The organism is Streptomyces sp. NPDC088923, from assembly GCF_044749745.1.
Lineage (GTDB): Bacteria > Actinomycetota > Actinomycetes > Streptomycetales > Streptomycetaceae > Streptomyces.
Genome location: NZ_JBIVIO010000006.1, coordinates 52,952 through 70,500 on the forward strand (window position 1 = coordinate 52,952; position 17,549 = coordinate 70,500).

The 17,549-nt window shown below is 75.6% G+C and carries 19 protein-coding genes; 5 read left to right on the forward strand and 14 right to left on the reverse strand.

The features are described 5' to 3' along the window. Nucleotides 1-98 precede the first annotated feature (98 nt). Nucleotides 99-746 carry a class F sortase gene (locus ACIP4O_RS22530; RefSeq protein ID WP_401576916.1) on the forward strand — a complete coding sequence of 216 codons (648 nt, stop codon included), beginning with the start codon at nt 99-101 and terminating at the stop codon, nt 744-746. Nucleotides 747-785: 39 nt separating this feature from the next. Here the strand turns inward: ACIP4O_RS22530 and ACIP4O_RS22535 are convergent, their stop codons facing one another. Further along, on the reverse strand, nt 786-1,247 hold the full coding sequence (locus tag ACIP4O_RS22535; RefSeq protein WP_401576918.1) for a MarR family winged helix-turn-helix transcriptional regulator: 462 nt from the start codon (nt 1,245-1,247) through the stop codon (nt 786-788). Nucleotides 1,248-1,383: 136 nt separating this feature from the next. Here ACIP4O_RS22535 and ACIP4O_RS22540 point away from each other — a divergent pair, with 136 nt between their 5' ends. Continuing rightward, entirely contained in the window at nt 1,384-2,301 is a 918-nt protein-coding gene (locus ACIP4O_RS22540) for an alpha/beta hydrolase family protein (RefSeq protein ID WP_401576920.1), read from the forward strand. A gap of 25 nt (nt 2,302-2,326) precedes the next feature. Here ACIP4O_RS22540 and ACIP4O_RS22545 read toward each other — a convergent pair whose 3' ends face one another. Next, nucleotides 2,327-3,211: a polysaccharide deacetylase family protein gene (locus tag ACIP4O_RS22545; protein WP_401576922.1), complete on the reverse strand. Its 885-nt coding sequence runs from the start codon at nt 3,209-3,211 to the stop codon at nt 2,327-2,329. A 119-nt stretch (nt 3,212-3,330) separates the two neighbouring features. Between ACIP4O_RS22545 and ACIP4O_RS22550 the strand changes: the two genes are divergently transcribed. After that, nucleotides 3,331-3,792 (forward strand): universal stress protein, encoded by a 462-nt coding sequence (locus ACIP4O_RS22550; RefSeq protein WP_361333325.1) that lies wholly within the window; start codon nt 3,331-3,333, stop codon nt 3,790-3,792. Between the two features lie 96 nt (nt 3,793-3,888). On the opposite strand, the gene ACIP4O_RS22555 is transcribed toward ACIP4O_RS22550, so the two are convergent. Then, nucleotides 3,889-5,142 carry a CapA family protein gene (locus ACIP4O_RS22555; RefSeq protein ID WP_401576924.1) on the reverse strand — a complete coding sequence of 418 codons (1,254 nt, stop codon included), beginning with the start codon at nt 5,140-5,142 and terminating at the stop codon, nt 3,889-3,891. Between the two features lie 285 nt (nt 5,143-5,427). Between ACIP4O_RS22555 and ACIP4O_RS22560 the strand changes: the two genes are divergently transcribed. After that, on the forward strand, nt 5,428-6,051 hold the full coding sequence (locus ACIP4O_RS22560) for a sigma-70 family RNA polymerase sigma factor (protein WP_401576925.1): 624 nt from the start codon (nt 5,428-5,430) through the stop codon (nt 6,049-6,051). Between the two features lie 94 nt (nt 6,052-6,145). Continuing rightward, nucleotides 6,146-6,646 (forward strand): hypothetical protein, encoded by a 501-nt coding sequence (locus ACIP4O_RS22565; protein WP_361333318.1) that lies wholly within the window; start codon nt 6,146-6,148, stop codon nt 6,644-6,646. 42 nt (nt 6,647-6,688) lie between these two features. Here the strand turns inward: ACIP4O_RS22565 and ACIP4O_RS22570 are convergent, their stop codons facing one another. From ACIP4O_RS22570 to ACIP4O_RS22620, 11 genes are all read right to left on the reverse strand, one after another. Further along, nucleotides 6,689-7,903: a histidine kinase gene (locus tag ACIP4O_RS22570; protein WP_401576928.1), complete on the reverse strand. Its 1,215-nt coding sequence runs from the start codon at nt 7,901-7,903 to the stop codon at nt 6,689-6,691. 19 nt (nt 7,904-7,922) lie between these two features. Then, complete coding sequence (locus ACIP4O_RS22575) at nt 7,923-9,452, reverse strand: cation acetate symporter (protein WP_361333313.1); 1,530 nt, start codon at nt 9,450-9,452, stop codon at nt 7,923-7,925. Beyond that, nucleotides 9,449-9,838 (reverse strand): hypothetical protein, encoded by a 390-nt coding sequence (locus ACIP4O_RS22580; protein WP_401577290.1) that lies wholly within the window; start codon nt 9,836-9,838, stop codon nt 9,449-9,451. Before ACIP4O_RS22580 ends, ACIP4O_RS22575 begins: the two co-directional genes overlap by 4 nt. A gap of 106 nt (nt 9,839-9,944) precedes the next feature. After that, complete coding sequence (locus ACIP4O_RS22585) at nt 9,945-10,703, reverse strand: LytTR family DNA-binding domain-containing protein (RefSeq protein WP_361333310.1); 759 nt, start codon at nt 10,701-10,703, stop codon at nt 9,945-9,947. Between the two features lie 126 nt (nt 10,704-10,829). Continuing rightward, nucleotides 10,830-11,117: a DUF1905 domain-containing protein gene (locus tag ACIP4O_RS22590; RefSeq protein ID WP_401576931.1), complete on the reverse strand. Its 288-nt coding sequence runs from the start codon at nt 11,115-11,117 to the stop codon at nt 10,830-10,832. Between the two features lie 59 nt (nt 11,118-11,176). Continuing rightward, nucleotides 11,177-12,040, reverse strand: a complete 864-nt coding sequence (locus ACIP4O_RS22595; protein ID WP_401576932.1) for an Fpg/Nei family DNA glycosylase — start codon at nt 12,038-12,040, stop codon at nt 11,177-11,179. Between the two features lie 57 nt (nt 12,041-12,097). After that, nucleotides 12,098-14,266, reverse strand: a complete 2,169-nt coding sequence (locus ACIP4O_RS22600; RefSeq protein WP_401577292.1) for a SpoIIE family protein phosphatase — start codon at nt 14,264-14,266, stop codon at nt 12,098-12,100. Nucleotides 14,267-14,454: 188 nt separating this feature from the next. Continuing rightward, on the reverse strand, nt 14,455-15,396 hold the full coding sequence (locus ACIP4O_RS22605) for a DUF6777 domain-containing protein (protein WP_401576933.1): 942 nt from the start codon (nt 15,394-15,396) through the stop codon (nt 14,455-14,457). Between the two features lie 311 nt (nt 15,397-15,707). After that, nucleotides 15,708-15,911: a hypothetical protein gene (locus ACIP4O_RS22610; RefSeq protein WP_401576935.1), complete on the reverse strand. Its 204-nt coding sequence runs from the start codon at nt 15,909-15,911 to the stop codon at nt 15,708-15,710. Between the two features lie 57 nt (nt 15,912-15,968). Beyond that, on the reverse strand, nt 15,969-16,763 hold the full coding sequence (locus ACIP4O_RS22615; protein WP_401576937.1) for a cytochrome c oxidase assembly protein: 795 nt from the start codon (nt 16,761-16,763) through the stop codon (nt 15,969-15,971). A 17-nt stretch (nt 16,764-16,780) separates the two neighbouring features. After that, on the reverse strand, nt 16,781-17,338 hold the full coding sequence (locus ACIP4O_RS22620; protein ID WP_401576938.1) for a DUF2243 domain-containing protein: 558 nt from the start codon (nt 17,336-17,338) through the stop codon (nt 16,781-16,783). Between the last annotated feature and the right edge of the window lie 211 nt (nt 17,339-17,549).

Below are 17,549 nucleotides of genomic sequence, written 5' to 3' on the forward strand. Positions count from 1 at the left end.
CCCGGCCCTCGCCACCCGTTCGCCCATCCCCCGTCGCCGCTCCCGGCCCCCGCGCCTAGCGTGCTGCCCGTGGAGCGAGGGCGCGGGAGGAGGAGCCGATGGAGCCAGCGGCGGGGCGGGGCAGTCTGCGGGGGCGGGCGCCCTGGGGCGTGCTCGCACTCGTGCTGCTGACCGGGATCGCGCTGCTCAGGGACGGCTCGGGCGAGCACGTGAGCGCGCCCCCGCAGCCCGCGCGCGCCGCCGCGCCGGGGAGCGCCACGCCGGCGACGGGCAAGGCGCGGGGGCTCCGCTTCTCGCGGCCCCGGCGGGTGCGCGTGGCGGATATCCGGGTGGACGCGCCCGTGCGGCCCGTCGGGCTCGACGCGCAGGGGTGGGTGCAGGCGCCGCCGCCCGCCGAGCGCAATCTCGTGGGCTGGTTCACCGGCAGCGTCTCCCCCGGTGAGCGCGGCCCCGCCGTCCTCGTGGGGCACGTCGACAACAAGGAGGGCCCGGCGGTCTTCTACGGCCTCGGGGCGCTGCGCAAGGGCCGGCACATCGCGGTGGAGCGGGCGGACGGGCGGACGGTGCTCTTCGAGGTGTACGGGGTCGAGGTCTTCGCCCAGGACGACTTCCCGGGCGAGCGCGTCTACGGGGCGACGGCGGGGCCCGAGCTGCGGGTCATCACGTGCGGCGGGGCGTACCACAGGGGCACGGGGTACGACGGCAACGTCGTCGTGTTCGCGCGGATGGTGGGCTCGGCGCGCTGAGCCCGGCGTTCGGCCGCGGGACCTTCGGCCCCGGGACGTTCAGCCGCGCGGCGCGTTCGCCCGCAGCCGCGTGGCGATCGGGCGCAGCAGCTCGCCGAGCGCGCGGACGTCCTCGGGCGACAGGTGGTCGAGGACCTGGTCCCGGATCTCGTCCATGTGCCCGGCGGCGGCCGTCAGGAAGACCTCGCGCCCCTCGTCCGTGAGCGAGACGTACCGGTGCGGGCCGCGCCGTTCCCGCGTGACGAGGCCGCGTCCCTCCAGGCGCGTGACGGTGTGCGAAAGACGGGAGAAGGAGCCCGAGGTGATCTCGACGAGCCCGGTCATCGCGGCGGTGCGCTCGGGCGCGCGGTACAGCGTGAGCAGCACCGCGTAGTCGTAGTGCCCCAGCCCCGCGTCCCGCCGCAACCGCTGGTCCATGACGGCGGGCAGGAGCTGCGCGACGAGGTGCAGCTGCGTCCACGCGTCCTCCTCCTGGGCGCTGAGCGCGCGCCTGTGGGCCATGACGTTCCCCTTCGCGGTCTCCGGACCCGGGTCCCGGACTCGGCGTCCGCACTTGACCATTCAAGTGACAGGTCCCTACCGTAGCACTTGAACGCTCAAGTAGGGCTCGGACGATCACCGGAAAGAAGCACCACCCATGCCCCTCCCCACCCCCTCCCCCGTCCTGTCCGTCAAGCCCCTCGAACTGCCCGCGCCCGGCCGCGGCACCGCACTGCGGGTACGGGTCAGCGCACCCGCGACCGGCGAGCGGCTGCCCGTCGTGCTGTTCGCGCACGGCTTCGGCTCCTCGCTGGAGGGGTACGGGCCACTCACCGATCACTGGGCCGCGCGCGGCTTCGTGGTGATCCAGCCGACCCACCTGGACTCGAAGGCGCTGGGTCTCGCGGCGGACGATCCGCGCAGGCCCCGGTTCTGGCGGCACCGCGTCGAGGACATGAAGCGCGTCCTGGACCACCTCGGCGAGCTCATGGCGGCCGTGCCGGGGCTCGCGGGGCGCGTCGACAGCGGCCGGATCGCGGCGGCGGGGCACTCCTTCGGGGGCCAGACGACGGGCGTGCTGCTCGGCCTGCGGGTGACCGACCCGGAGACCGGCACGGCCCGGGATCTCTCGGACCCGCGCGTCTCGGCGGGCGTGCTGATCGCCACGGCGGGCAGCGGCGGCGCGGACCTCACGCCGTTCGCCACGGAGAACCTGCCGTGGTTGCGCGGCCAGGACTTCTCCGCGCTGCGCCGCCCCGCCCTCGTCGTGGCCGGGGACGCGGACGACCTCCCGCTCTCGGTGCGCGGGGCGGAGTGGACGAAGGACCCGTACACGCTCAGCCCCGGGCCCAAGAGTCTGCTGACGGTCCGCGGCGGGGAGCACTCCCTCGGCGGGATACCCGGGTACGGGTCCGCCGAGACCACCGACGAGGATCCGGCCCGCCTCGCCCTCGTCCAGGACGTCACGACGGCCTACCTGCACGACGTCCTCGGCACGGATGGCACGGCGTGGGCGAGGGCGCGCGCGGAACTGGCGGGCGGCGCGCACCCGTTGGGGCACCTGAAGTCGAAGTAGCGGCGCCCGCGACCGACGGGGCTCCCTACGTCAGCCGCCGGTCCGGCTGGACCAGGTCCCAGCCGTCCGCCGTGAGCCGGGGCAGGAAGCGCCGCAGCGCTGCGACCGTCTGGGAGCGGTCCCCGCCGCCGTCGTGACACAGGACGACGGCGCCGGGGCGCGCCCCGGCGAGGACGCTGCGGGTGATCGCGGCGGCGCCGGGGCGGGACCAGTCCTGCGTGTCGACGCTCCAGGCGAGCGGTTCCATGCCGTGCCGGGCGCCGAGCGCGTACACGCTCGCGTCCCACTCGCCGTAAGGGGCGCGGAACCAGGCGGGGGCGCGGCCCGTGGCGCGGCGGACGGTCTCGCCGGTACGGACGATCTCCTCCTCGACGGCCGCGCGTCCGAGCCCGGTGAGCCTGCGGTGGTCCCAGGTGTGGTTGCCGATGAGGTGGCCCGCCTCGGTGATGCGGCGCAGCAGCGCCGGGTGTTTCGCGGCCTCCCTGCCGCACACGAAGAAGGTCGCGCGGACCTCGTGGGCCGCGAGCACGGCGAGGACTTCGGGGGTCCAGCGCGGGTCGGGCCCGTCGTCGAAGGTGAGCGCGAGCGCGTGCCCGGCGCGGGAGAGCCGGGCGAAGGGCGCGGTGCGGACCGGGGGCGCGGGGGCGGAGGTACGGGGGCCCGGGACGGGCTCCGGGGGCTTCGCGTCGCTCTTCTCGGGGGGCCGCGCCCGGTGGGCGCGGGGCGGGGGAAGACGGCGGGACGGGGTCGTCGCCCCGGGGGGCCGCGCGCCGGTCGCGCCCGAGCAGGCCGCCGCGAGGGGGGTGAGGGCGAGGAACCCGGCCGTGCGCAGCAGTGCCCGGCGCGAGGGGGCGCCGGGCGCGGGGTCCGGTTCGCGGCGGGGCGCGACTGTGCTTCGTACCGCGTGCATGGGCAGATCCCACGCACTCCGGACACTTCGGGCACCGGCGCAACGCCGTCACAAGGTGTGCGGTACACCCGGCCGGACCAGCACTGTGACCGGCCGGGGCCAGGCACTAACCTCACTGCGTGACCGAACAGAAGCCATCCCAGTTCGAACGCGGCACCGACGGACCGAAGGTGATCGTGGTCGGCGTCGACGGTTCCGCTTCCTCCTCCCGCGCGGCGGCCTACGGAGGCGGACTGGCCAGGCGGCAGGGCGCGCTCCTGGCCTTCGTGTACGTGCAGCCGCTGCTCTCGGCGGGGGCCGCGATGGGCGCCCCCGTGGCCGAGACGACCGACGAGATCGCCGAGTCCATCATGGAGGAACTGCGCCACGGCACCGAGCTCTTCAAGGGCATCTTCGACCTGCGCTGGGAGTTCCACACCTTCCGCGGCGATCCGTACACGGGCCTCGTGACGGCGGCGGACGAACTCAAGGCGGACGCGGTGGTGGTCGGGGCCTCGGAGCAGGCCGGCCACCGCTTCGTGGGCTCGGTGGCGATCCGTCTCGTCAAGACGGGCCGCTGGCCGGTCACGGTGGTGCCGTAGGCGGGGAGGGAAGCCGGGCGCGGGGCGGGGGACGCGCACCGCACCGGCGCGCGCTCCCGGCGGAGCGACCCCGCCCCTTCCCGCCCCGCGACGGCCTCAGCGGCCCTCCACGAGCCCGTCCTTCGCCGCGCCCCGGCTCAGGACGGCCTTGCGCAGGCGGTCGCGGACAGCGGTGAGGTCGCGGCCCTTCGCGATCGCGTCGTCCACGTCGACGACGCGGTTCACCTTGAGGTCGTACCACTGGGGCAGGAACTCGGCCTTGGTGACCTCCCAGCGGGCACCGGGCTTCGCGGGCGGGCTGAAGGTGAAGCGGCCGAGGGTGCTCTCGTTGCCGCGCGGGTCGTGCACGTCCTCGTCGTTGATCATCCGGCCGGCGATCTGGTCGCCCATGCCGTAGATCACCCACGTGCCGTTGACCTTCTCGTATGCCTGCGGGACGTGGGCGTGCGTGCCGACGACGAGGTCGATGTCGGGCCGCTCACCGGTGCGCGAGGCGGTGAGCGCCTCGGCGAGCTGGCGCTGCTGGGCGTCGGGGGCGGTCTGCCACTCGGTGCCCCAGTGCATGCTCACGACGACGACGTCGGCGCCGGCCTCGCGCGCGGCGCGCGCGTCCTGGACGACGCGGCCCTCGTCGATGAGCCGGACGGTCCAGGGCGCGTTCTTCGGCAGCGGCTTGTCGTTGGTGCCGTACGTGTAGCTGAGCTGGGCGACCTTCGCGCCGCCGGCGGTGAGCCACGCGGGCCGGTGCGACTCCGCCTCGCTGCGCCCGGTGCCCGCGTGCGCGATGCCCGCGCGGTCGAAGGCGCCGAGGGTGCGCGAGACGCCTGCGGTGCCGTCGTCGAGGCTGTGGTTCGACGCGGTCGAGCAGGAGTCGTAGCCGGTGGAGGCGAGGGCGGTGGCGACCTGCGGGGGCGAGACGAAGTCGGGGTAGCCGGTGTAGGGGCCGTCATCGTCCCCGTACACCGTCTCCATGTGGCAGATCGCCAGGTCGGCGCGCGAGACGACGGGTTCGACGCCCGAGAGCATCGGGCGGAAGTCGTAGCCCTTGCCGCCCGCGTCGGCGTGCGCCGCCCGGATGACCGAGTCGTGCGGGAGGACGTCGCCCGAGGCGAGGAGCGTGAAGGCGCGGCGGTTGTCGGACGGCGACGGCGAGGCGGGCGGCGAGGCGGGAGCGCCGCCCGCGCCGCTGGGGCGGGCGTGCACGGCCGGGGCGCTCTCGGAGCCGGTGAGTCCGGCACACGCGGTGGCGGTCGAGGCGAGGCCTGCGAGCAGCAGGCCGGTGCGCAGTCGGGCCAGGCGCGGCCGGACGGGGCGGGGGCGGGCGGCGCGGGGAAGCGCGGGGCGGGGCATGGCGACCTCCGGAGGACGACACACGTGCGTAAATATGACAAACCGACAAGACATAGCCGCGCCAGGGCACGCAAGTCCCCATCCCGGGCGGCGCGCGAATGCAACCGCAACAGCCCCGGCCCCCGGCGCACGCGCCCCCGTTCGCGCCGTCCGCCCGCTCCCCCGCCACCCGGTACGCGCCCGTGCCGACCGTTCGTCGCACCGCTCGTCGAGCGCTTCGACCGCCCGTCGCACAGCCGCGTACGGCGTATGTGCGCCCGGCGGCGGGTGCGCTGGCATACCGCCATGACACCGCCGACGACGACGATGCCTGCCGCCCTCTCCGCCATCCCGCGCCAGCGCTCCCCGCGCCGCGCGGGGGCGCTCGACGCCGAGCGGGAGCGGCCCCGCGAGCGCACGGGGGAACGCGAACTCGCCGAGTTGCAGCGGACACACGGCCACGCGCTCTTCGCGCTGCTGCTGCGGCTGTGCGACGGCGACCGGCAGCGCGCCGAGGACCTCGTGCAGGAGACCCTCGTGAGGGCCTGGCAGCACCCCGAGGCGCTGCGCCGTGCCGACTACGCCTCGGTGCGGCCCTGGCTCTTCACCGTCGGGCGGCGGCTCGCGATCGACGCGCGCCGGGCCCGCAGGGCGCGCCCCGCCGAGGTCGGCGAGGTGCTGCTCGACCACGCGCCGCCGTGCGCCGACCACGCCGACCGCTCCGCCGCCGCGCTCGACGTGCGCGAGGCGCTGCGCGGACTGAGCCCCGAACACCGTGACGTCCTCGTCGAGGTGTACTTCCGGGGCGCGAGCGTCGCGGAGGCGGCGGCGACGCTCGGCATCCCCGCCGGGACCGTCAAATCACGCGCCTACTACGCGCTGCGCTCCCTACGGAGCGTTCTGCCCGGATACACCCCCGCGACGCATTGAAACCGGACACTGAGTCAAGTCTCCGTAAAGACGCTTGCCGTGATGGCCCCTCGGGTAATCGGCTGTACTCGTCGATCTGAGGAGGACGTACGCGATGGGCAACGGGAGCGGGGAGACGGCCGGAACCGGCACACTCGTGGTTCCGATGGGCTGGCTGTACGCCGAGTACATCGCCGAGGAACTGCTGCGCAGCGGGGATCTGATGCCCCCGGACTCCTTCGAGTTCCGCGCCGGCCGCGACGCGCTCGCGCTGACGGTCTACCTGGCGGACACCGAGGACGAGCTGAGCGGCATCCGGGTCATCACGCAGCTGGAGACCTGGCTCGCGCTCACCGCGCACGACCAGCCGTGGCAGGACTGGGTGGCCGAGCGGCTCGCTCAGGCCGCCGCGTCCCGCCCGGGGCCGCGCCGCCGCGCCGAACTGCGGCTCGCGCGCGGGGCCTGGCGGTGGCTGCGCGAGACGGAGTTGCTGGCCCCGGACCTGGACGCGGTGCCGGGCGGGGCGGCGGTCCCGGAGGAGGAGCGGCCGAAGGTGTGGACGGCGGCGTGGCGGCTCGGGCTGCCGCTCGGGCACCTGGCGATCCACCTCTTCTGAGCGCTGCGGCGCGGGTGGCGCGGAGGCCGGGAACCGTCACGGTCACGCGCGGTGCGGCATCGGGGTCGAGTGCACGCCCGGGTGGTACTTCGGCAGCCGGACCGTGATGCGCGTGCCCGCGCCCACCCCCGTCTCGATCACGAGGCCGTGGTCCTCGCCGAAGACCTGGCGCAGGCGCTCGTCCACGTTGAGCAGCCCGATGCCCGCCCCCGGGCCCCCCTCGCCGCGCAGGACGCGGCGCAGCCGCTCGGGGTCCATGCCGACGCCGTCGTCCTCGATGACGACCTCGGCCTCCGCGCCCGCGTCCCGCGCCCCGATCGTGATGCGGCTGCGCGTCACCGCGCCCTCCAGACCATGCTTGACGGCGTTCTCGACGAGCGGTTGCAGGCACAGGTACGGGAGGGAGACGGGGAGCACCTCGGGCGCGATCTGAAGCGTCACCGAGAGCCGTTCCCCGAAGCGGGCGCGGACCAGCGCGAGGTACTGGTCGATCGAGTGCAACTCGTCGGCGAGCGTCGTGAAGTCCCCGTGGCTGCGGAACGAGTAGCGCGCGAAATCGGCGAACTGGAGCAGCAGTTCGCGGGCCCGCTCCGGGTCGGTGCGCACGAACGAGGCGATCGCCGCGAGCGAGTTGAAGAGGAAGTGCGGGGATATCTGCGCCCGCAGCGCCTTGATCTCGGCCTCGATCAGGCGCGTGCGGGAGTTGTCCAGCTCCGCGAGTTCGAGCTGCACCGAGACCCAGCGGGCCACCTCGTCGAGCGCGCGCGCGAGGACGGCCGACTCGCGCGGCGCGTACGTGACGAGCGCGCCGAGCACGCGCTCCTCGACCACGACGGGCGCGGCGACCGCCCAGCGGGACGTGCAGCCCGCCTCGGGGGCGCAGCCGCAGTCGAAGGCGGCGCTGCGCCCGTGCGCGAGCACCCCTTCGAGGCGCGCGGGCAGGTGCGCCGCGTGGTGTTCGCCGTGCCCGGCCCAGGCGAGCACGCGGTCCTCGTCGGTGAGGCACAGGGCCTCGGTGCCCAGAAGCGTACGGAGTCTGCGCAGCGCCTTGCGCGCGCTCTCCTCGCCGAGGTCGGCGAGCCCGGCGCGCAGCGGGGGCGCGGCGAGCGAGGCGGTGTGCAGGGTCTCGAAGGTGGCGCGCTCGACGGGTGTGCCGAGGTCGCTGCGGCCCGCCGGGTGGGCGGTGCGGCGGCCGAGGAGGAAGCCGCCCGCGAGGAGGAGCGGGCACAGGGCGAGGAGCAGGGCGGTCGCGGTCACGGGCGCCCTCCCGGGGCGGTCACGGGCGCTCCCCGAGGGGGTCGTCGTCGGCGCGCAGCGCCTCCGGCAGGTGGAGGCGGGCCATCGTGGCGCCCGCGTGCGGCGGGAGGCTCTTCGGGGTGGCGAGCGAGACGAGGATCATCGCGAGGAAGCCGACGGGGACGCTCCAGACGGCGGGCCAGGCGAGCAGGGTGTGCAGCCACCCGGTGCGCACGACGCCCGCGACGGTGAGCGTGACGGCGAGGAGCGCGCTGCCCCCGCCCGCGAGCAGCCCCGCGAGGGCCCCGGGCGGGGTGAGGCGGCGCCACCAGATGCCGAGCACGAGCAGCGGGCAGAAGGACGAGGCGGAGACCGCGAAGGCCATACCGACCGCGTCGGCGACCGGGACCCCGGCGACGAGCAGCGAACCCGCGAGCGGCACGCCGACCGAGAGCACGGCGGCGAGCCGGAAGTGGCGCAGCCCGCGCGGCGGCAGGACGTCCTGGGTGAGCACGCCGGTGACGGCCATCGTGAGCCCCGAGGCGGTGGAGAGGAACGCGGCGAAGGCACCGCCCGCGACCAAGGCGCCGAGCAGGTCGCCGCCGAGGCCCCCGACGACCCGGCCGGGGAGCAGCAGCACGGCGGCGTCCGCGTCCTGGGTGCGGCTCAGCTCGGGCGCGTAGTGGGTGCCGAGCCAGCCGTAGAGCGGCGGGAGGAGGTAGAAGGCGCCGAGGAGGGCGAGGACGACGACGGTCGTGCGGCGCGCGGTGCGCCCGTCCGGGCTCGTGTAGAAGCGGACGACGACGTGCGGGAGGCCCATCGTGCCGAGGAAGGTGGCGACGATGAGCCCGTACGTGGCGTAGAGCGGGTGGTCGGCGCGGCTCGTGGCGAGCGGCTGCCCGGAGCCGGCGCCGCCGAGGTAGGCGCTCTCGGCGGGGAGCCCGGCGGGCGCGGCCGGGTCGCCGTGCGCGGCGAGGAGGAGGAAGAAGGCGGGGACGAGGAGCGCGGTGAGCTTCAGCCAGTACTGGAAGGCCTGCACGAAGGTGATGCTGCGCATCCCGCCGGCCGCGACCGCGAGGACGACCACGGTCGCCACGAGCGCGCCGCCGAACCAGCGCGGCGCCCCGGTGAGGATCGCGAGTGTGAGCCCCGCGCCCTGGAGCTGGGGCAGCAGGTAGAGCCAGCCGACGCCGACGACGCAGCCGCTCACGGCGCGGCGCACGGTGGCCGATTCGAGGCGGCCCTCGGCGAAGTCGGGGAGCGTGTACGCCCCGGAGCGACGCAGTGGCGCGGCGACGAGCAGGAGCAGGACGAGGTAACCGGCGGTGTAGCCGACGGGGTACCACAGCATGTCGGGGCCGTGCAGGAGGACGAGTCCGGCGATGCCGAGGAAGGAGGCGGCGGAGAGGTATTCGCCGCTGATCGCGGCGGCGTTGAGCGAGGGGCCCACGGTGCGCGAGGCGACGTAGAAGTCCGAGGTGGTGCGCGAGATGCGCAGTCCGAAGCCGCCGATCAGGACGGTCGCGAGGACGACGGCGGCGACGGCGGGGACGGCGTACGCCTGGTTCACGCGGCACCGTGCCCGTCGTCGGCGCGGCGGGGCGCGGGGAGGGGGCCGATCCGCTCGTGCGGGTGCTCGGCGCCGCGCACGAGGCGGGCGAAGTCGCGTTCGTTGCGCTCGGCCCTGCGCACGTACGCCCACGCGAGGGCGACGAGCACGGGATAGCAGGCGAATCCGAGGACCGCCCAGGTGGTGGCGGGGCTGCGCAGGGCGCCGAGGAAGAGGGGGAGTGTGACGACGGGCAGCGCGAGGACGGCGAGCGCGGCGAGGCCCGTGCGCAGCTGACTGCGCATGAGGGAACGCACGTAGGCGGCACCGAGCGGGGTCTGCTCGTGGATCTCCAGTTGCGTGCGCCGCCCGCCGGGCCGGCGCACGGCCTTGCGGTCCCCCGTCACGACCTCGCGGCGGGGAGCTTGCTCTGCGGGCACGGGCGGAGTGTAGGGGTGACAGGGGCTGGGGCGAAAGGCGTGCAGGTGGAGCGCGGCAGTGCGCGCGAACGGGTCAACCCCCCGCCCGCTTGAGCAGTAACTCGCGCAGGCGGCTCGCGTGGCGGCGGGAGACGGCGAGGACCGCCGTGCCGATGCGGACGCTCATGCCGCCGCCGTCCAGGCGCAGTTCCTCGACGCGGTGGAGGGCGACGAGGTGGCTGCGGTGGATGCGGACGAAGCCGTGCGGCTGCCAGCGCTCCTCCAGGGTGGTGAGCGGGACGCGCACGAGGTGGCTGCCCTCGGCGGTGTGCAGGCGCGCGTAGTCGCCCTGGGCCTCGGCGTAGGCGATGTCGGCGACGGGCACGAGGCGCGTCACGCCGCCGAGTTCGACGGGGACGTGCGCGGCGGTCGTGGTGGCCGGGAGCGCGGGGCGCGGCTCGCGGGCCTCGACGCGCTCGACGACGCGGCGCACGGCCTCGGCGAGGCGGTCCCTGCGGACCGGTTTGAGGACGTAGTCGACGGCCTTGAGGTCGAAGGCGGTGACGGCGAAGTCCTCGTGCGCGGTGACGAAGACGACGAGCGGGGGCCGCGCGAACCCGGCGAGCAACCGTGCCACGTCGAGCCCGGAGAGCCCGGCCATGCGGATGTCGAGGAAGAGCACGTCGACGGGCTCCGCGCCGCCCCCGTCCTCCATCCCCTGCCCGAGCCTGCGCAGCGCCTCGGTCGCGTCGGTGGCGCCCTCGGCGCTCGTGACGCGCGGGTCGGCCCGCAGCAGGTAGAGCAGTTCCGCGAGCGCGGGTTCCTCGTCGTCCACGGCCAGTACACGCAGCATGGCGCTGGAGTCTAGGCGGTACGGGCCCGGGGCGACCCGGGGGCGGAGCCACCTTCTCGCGTCAACGGGGCGCCTCGCCCGTACGAGTGAGGTTCGGTGGCTCGCCCCACGGTGCCGGGACGCGCCTCAGACGCGGACCGTCAGCTCGACCGTCACCTCGTCGCCGGGGCCGATCGCGTGCGGGGTGCGCACCGCCTTCTTGAGGGGGAGGAGGTAGCCGCCTGCGCGCGGGATGAGCGAGGTCGTGAAGGCCGTCCCGGCGAGGCGGGCCTCGACGGGGACGCAGCCCCAGCCGTAGGTCGCGACGGCGGCGACCTCCCGGAGGTCGGCGGACTCGTCCTCGGGGAGCGGGAGGAAGTAGAAGGGCGCGGGTCCGCGCCACTCGATGACGCGGGCGGAGAAGACGGTGTCCACGGGCTCCCCTGGCGGTGGCGGCGGGCGGTGGGCCGCAGCGTACCCCCGGCCACCGAGGGCTACTTGATGAGCCGGGACAGGCGGCGGTCGGCGAGGGGTTTGCCGCCGGTCTGGCAGGTCGGGCAGTACTGGAGCGAGGAGTCCGCGAAGGAGACCTCGCGGATCGTGTCGCCGCACACGGGGCAGGGCTCGCCGGTGCGGCCGTGGACGCGCAGGCCGCTCTTCTTCTCGGCCTTGAGGCGGCCCGCCGCGAGGCCACGGGAGCGCGCGACGGCCTCGGTGAGGGTCGTGCGCAGGGCCTCGTACAGGCGGCTCGTCTCCTCCTCGGTGAGGCGGCCCGCGTTCTTGAACGGGGAGAGCTTCGCGGCGTGCAGGATCTCGTCGCTGTACGCGTTGCCGACCCCGGCGACGAGGCTCTGGTCGCGCAGGGCGCCCTTGAGCTGCCGGCGCTCGCCGCGCAGGAGTTCCGCGAAGGCCGCGCGGTCGAAGCCGGGGGCGAGCGGGTCGGGGCCGAGGCGGGCGATGCCGGGGACGGTCCGCGGGTCGTCGACGACGTACACCGCGAGGCGCTTCTGGGTCCCGGCCTCGGTGAGGTCGAAGCCCGAGCCGTCGTCGAGCTCGAGGCGCAGCGCGAGCGGGCCGCGTCCGGGCTTCGGCGGTGTGCCGGGCACCTTGTCCTGCCACCGCAGCCAGCCGGCGCGGGCGAGGTGCGTCACGAGGTGGGGGCCGCCGTCCGTGACGAGGTCGAGGAACTTCCCGTACCGGCGTACGTCCGTGACCTCGTGCCCCACGAGGGCGCTCGGCGGCGGCTCGTAGGTCTTGAGGACGTTGACCGCGACGGGCAGGACGCGCGTGGGGGTGCGTCCGACGAGGTGGTCGTCGAGGAAGTCCCGCAGGGCCTCGACCTCGGGCAGTTCGGGCATAGCTCCCAGATTGCCTCTCCGGCGGCGCGAAAGCCAGCCCCCGGCCGGGGGCCCGGCTCACGCCTCCCGGTGCGGCTCCGCGCGCTGCTCGCCCGGCCTTCGCACCTCGAACTCGCACCACACGCACTTGCCCGCGCCCCGCGCCTCCACGCCCCACGCGTCCGCGAGCAGGTCGACGAGCATGAGCCCGCGCCCCGACTGCCCCTCGGCGTCCGCCTCGCGGCGTCTGGGCAGGGCGCTGGAGGCGTCCTCGACCTCGACGCGCAGGCGGCGCACGGCTCCGGTCAGCACGCGCAGGGTGACGAGTGACGGGCCCTCCGTGTGGGTGAGCGCGTTGACGACCAGCTCGTCCGTGGCGAGCTCGATGTCGTCGGCACGGGAGCCGGCGCCCCAGGAGCGGACGGCGGAGCGGATCATGCGGCGGGCCTCGGCGAGGTCGCGCGGGTCGCCCGGCGCGACGTGCTGCTGGAGTCTGCCGCCGTAGAGCGGGGCGTCCGCCGTGGCGCGGCGGCGCAGGAGCAGTACGGCGACGTCGTCCTCGCCGCCGCGCCGCTCGACGCCGGTGGTGAGCAGGTCGGCGAGCAGCCGCAGGTCGCGCGGCCCTGTGCGCAGCTGTGTCGCGAGCTTCGCGAAGCCGTCGTCGAGGTCGGCACCGGGGACTTCGACGAGCCCGTCGGTGCACAGGAGCAGCGTCGCGCCCGGGTCCAGTTCCAGGGTCGAGACGGGGTAGTCGAGCGCGGCGAACTGCGAGGAGAGCCCGAGCGGCAGCCCCCCGGGGACGGGCACCCGCCGGGCGGAGCCGTCCGGCGCCATGAGGAAGGGATCGAGGTGTCCGGCGCGCACGAGCTGGAGCACGCCGGTGCTGAGGTCGGCCTCGGCGTAGAGGCAGGTCGCGAAGCGGTCGGTGTCGAGTTCGTCGAGGAAGAGCGAGGTGCGGGCCATGACGGTCGCGGGCGGGTGGCCCTCGGCCGCGTAGGCGCGCAGGGCGATGCGGAGCTGGCCCATGACGGCGGCGGCGTGCGTGTCGTGGCCCTGCACGTCGCCGATGACGGCGCCGGTGCGGCCGCCGGGCAGCGGCACGAGGTCGTACCAGTCGCCGCCGACGTCGCGGCCCGCGCTCGCGGCCCGGTAGCGCACCGCGACCTCGGCGCCCGGCACGTCCGGGATGGTGCGCGGGAGCATCGCCTGCTGGAGTCCCTGCGCGAGGTCCTTCTCCTGCTCGTAGAGCATGGCGCGCTGGAGGCTCTGCGCGAGGCTGCTGCCGAGGGCGATGAGGACGTTGCGCTCCTCGGCGGAGAAGGGGTGCGGGTGCCGGTAGAAGAGGCCGAGTGAGCCGATCGGCTTGCCCTGCGCGACGAGCGGCAGGTAGGCGGCGGCGACGAGCCCGAGGTGGCTGATGCCGGCCCACAGGCGGGGGTACTCGGCGGCGAAGGCGTCGGCGGTCTCCAGGTAGACGGGGCGCAGGGTGCGCACGACGTCGCTCATGGGGTACGGCTCGTCGACGCGGGTCCAGCGGGTGCCGGGGACGAAGCCGTCGGCCGGGCCGTCCGCGACGAGGCGGATACGGCCCTGTTCGAGGAGGCCGACGACGAGCGAGTCCGCGCCGAGGCGCACGAGGCCGTCCTGTTCGCGCAGGATGTCGAGGACGTCGCCGACGGTGCGGGCGGCGGCGAGGGCGGCGGTGGTGCGCTCGACGACGGTCGTGCGGCGGCGCAGTTCGGAGGCCTGCTCACGGCGGGCGGTGGTGTCGCTCAGCTCCTGGGTCGCGTCGCGCACGATGCCGAAGATGCGGCGGGCCCGGCCGTCCGCGTCGCGGCGGATGTAGCCCTGGGTGTGGGTCCAGCGCAGGGAGTCGTCCGCGCGGCGGATACGGAAGTAGCCGGCGTACGTCTCGTGGCCCGCGGTGATGGCGTCCTTGACGAGGGCGGCCATCCGGTCGCGCTCGGCGCGGGGCATCTGGGCGGACGCGGTGGTGGCCATGTCGTCGAAGCGCTCGCGGGGCAGTTCGAAGACGGCGAGCGCCTGCTGGTCCATGTGCATGCGGCCGCTGTCGAGGTCCCAGTCGAAGCTGCCCATGCGGTTCATGGCGAGGATCGGGTCGGGGCGGGCGGGCCAGTCGTCCGGGCGGGTGGCGGCCTCCCCCGTCGGGTCGCCGGAGGGGGCGGGCACGGGCTCGGGGCGCGGCGTGGGCTCCGGGCGGGGGCCGGTGGTCGCGCTGTGTCGCATCGCTCCCCGTTCTGCCATGAAGCTCCTCGGCCCTCGTCCGGTTCCGCCGGGTGGGGGCCTCTGCTCCGAGCACCCGCCCCCGAAAGGTAGGTTTTATACCATTTTGCTCCGTCGTGGAGGCGGGGGACAGCCCCGACGCCCGAAGCGTCGGCCTCCGCACCCGGCACCGCCCGTCCCGGGGCTCCCCCTCAGCCCTCGGTGCCCGGCCCGAGCCGCACGCTCCGGGCCGTCTCCTGACCGTCCCCGGTCGGGGTCTCGCCGGGTTCGGTGGAGGGCGGCACGGTCTCCCAGGGCCCGGAGGACTCGGGGCTCGGCTCCTCGTCGGGCGGCTCGGTGGGGGGCGCGCTGGGCATCGCGCTCGGCTCCCGTACCGCGTGGTCGTGGGTGCCGTCGTCGCCCACGGGCCGCTCCAGCCAGTGGCCGTGCGCGGGGTCCGCGAGGGTGAGCGCGGAGAGGGGGCGCGCGGCGGGCGCCACGGCGCGCACCTCGCCCCCCTCGTACCCCTTCCAGCGCGCGCCGCGCGGCGTCCCGACGCTGTCGCCGCTCGCGGGCCCCAGCGGGTTGCCGCAGACGCAGCGCACCCGGGGCACGCCGCGCGCGTCGACGAGCACGGAGGTGCCCGACTGGAGGACGGCGCGGTACGTGGTGACCTCGCCCCTGGCGTAGCCGTGGGCCGTGACGACGGTGTCGGCGCGCAGGACGACGGGGGTGAGGTCGTCGAGCCAGCGGTCGAGCCCGGCGGCGGGGGTCCCGGCCGCGCGGGCGAAGGCGGTGGCGCGCGGGCGGTCGGCGGTGAGCAGCCGGGACTGGGCGCGGACGTCGCAGCCGGTACCCGCCGGCAGGCCCGCGTAGAGCCCGGGGGTGTCCCCCGCGACCAGGCGGGGCTTGTCGTCCTCGCCGCCCTCGCCCTCGGGCAGCGGCTGCTCCGTCCGGGTGAGGGGCGTGGGCACCGCGCGGGTCGCCGAGGCCGTGAAGGGGTCGGGCCCGCGGGCCCCCGCGGCCTCCAGAACGGTGTCCTGCGCCGCCTCGGCGCGCTGCCCGCCGGCGCCGCACCCGGCGGCCCCGAGAGCGAGCAGGGCGAGCGCGGCCGACGCGAGGACGGCGGGGGTGGTCCGGAGAGCTGTGCGCACGGTGTCCTCCCGGCTCGGGCGGCGCCCCCGGTGGGCACGACCGCTCGGACCCGGCACGGACCGTACGGGACCGCTCCGGGTGCTGGGCCATTGTGTGCCGCCGGAACACGAAGTGCGCAAACGGGAGGAATCGCCACGCCGTGTCAGGAGGGCGCTCCTCGTCTTCCGGCGTCCCTCGTCTTCCGGGCGGCGCACGCTGCCGCGCGGCGGAGGCGGGGGACACGGGCGGCGAGCCGTGCCGCGTCCCCCGCCGGTGCCGCTCCTGATGTCCGGGGACGTTCCCGCCCCGGACGGCGGGTCGGGGTGGGGGGTCAGGGGTGGTCGGGCCGCTGCGAGGGGGGCGTGCCGCCGCCCTCGCCGCCGCCCTTGGCGCCCTTGTCGGTGCCGTGCGCCTGGTGGCCCGCGCCGCCGCGCGTGCGTTCGCCGCTCCGGGGGACGCGGTGTCCCGCGCCGTCCTGCGGAGCGGCGGCGCGCCGGTCGCTGCGCCTGTGGTCGGGTCCGGGGGAATCGGACATGGGGTTCTCCTCTCGTGGGAGGGTCCCGCACGGGTTCGTACGGGAAGTTCGTCGGCCTCAGGGAACCGGGCGCACCCGGGCCGCGCGCACCGGCCGCCAGGTGGAGACGAGCGCGGCGGCGAGGAGGAGTTCGGCGATGTCGCCGCCGTAGTACATGAGTTGCGCACCGGCGCGTACGTCGTCGACGGGCGCGTGCACGACGGTGCCCCAGCCCCCGTAGAGGGCCTGCGAGAGCAGCGCGTGGACGGCGATGGCTCCGCCGAGCCAGACGAGGCGGGTGCGCACGGCGGCCCGCGCGGGCAAGGGGTCGGGGCCGGCGACGACGTGGGCCCACAGGCAGCCGGCGAGCAGGAAGTGCAGGTGGAGCAGGGGGTGGGTCCAGGGGTGGGCGGCGCACCAGTCGTAGAGCGGCGTGCAGTAGAGCGGCACGAGGCTGCCCGTGGCGAGGAGGAAGGCGGGCGCGGGACGGGCCAGGAGGCGGCAGGGCGCGCTGGCGAGGACGGCGGTGAGACGGCGGGCGCGGGCGGCGGGCAGGGCGCGCAGGGTGAGGGTGAGGGGCGCGCCGAGCACGAGGGCGAGCGGCGCGTACATGCCGATCAGCAGGTGCTGGGCCATGTGTCCGGCGAAGCCGGGGTGGTGCCCGGCGCCGCCGAGGGGAGGCAGGAGCGCGACGGCGAGCAGGGCGAGCCCCGTACCGAAGGCGGCGGTACGGGCGACGGGCCAGGGGGCGCGCCGCCCGGCCCGTACCGTGAGCGCGAGGTAGGCCGCCGCGGCGCCGAGCAGGAGCGGGACGAGGAGGAGCGGGAAGAGCCGCTCCCAGGCCCCCGCCTGCCCGCCCGTCATCCCTGTCATCGCCGTCGCCCCCGCCCTCACGCCCCGGTCCCCCGCGCCGTGGGGGCCTCACCCGGTCGACGAAGCGGGCCACCGCCGCCGCGCACGAGGAGCCCGAGGACGAGCAGGACGGCGCCGAGTGCGAGGAAACCGAGGTCCCACCACAGCTGGTGCGGACCGCCTCGGACGTGGTGGATACCGAGCACGTGGTGGTCGAGCACGCCCTCGACGAGGTTGAAGAGGCCCCAGCCGACGAGCACCCACCCCCACAGGGCGCGCGAGGTCCACACGGCCCTGCGGCCCTCGGTCACCCTGTGGTGCAGGACGGCCAGGCCGCCCAGGACGCTCAGCCAGCACACGGCGTGGAAGATCCCGTCCCACACGGTGTTCATCTCCAGCCCGGAGACGGTGTGCGGGTCGTAGTAGCGCACCCCGATGTGGTCGTGATCGGTGCTCGTGAGCATGTGGTGCCACTGGAGCAGCTGGTGGAGCAGGATGCCGTCCACGAAGCCGCCGAGGCCCACACCGAGCAGCAGCCCGGGGAACCTGAGCGGGTCGGCGGTGGAGACGGGGGCCACGACGCGGGCCGTTGCCATGGGGTTCCTTCCGGAGCGGGCGGGTGGCGGCACCCCGGACGGGGAGCAGCCGTGGTGCCCGAAGAGCGCGGGACCGACCACGTCCGGTGCTCTCCGGAACATCGGGAGACGGCTGGGTACCCGCCTCAGGGGCGGTTGACACGTACGCGCAGTCGTTTGCCGCGTTTCCCGCCCCCCAGCGCGCGTCGGTGATACCGCGTGCCCGGCGCTC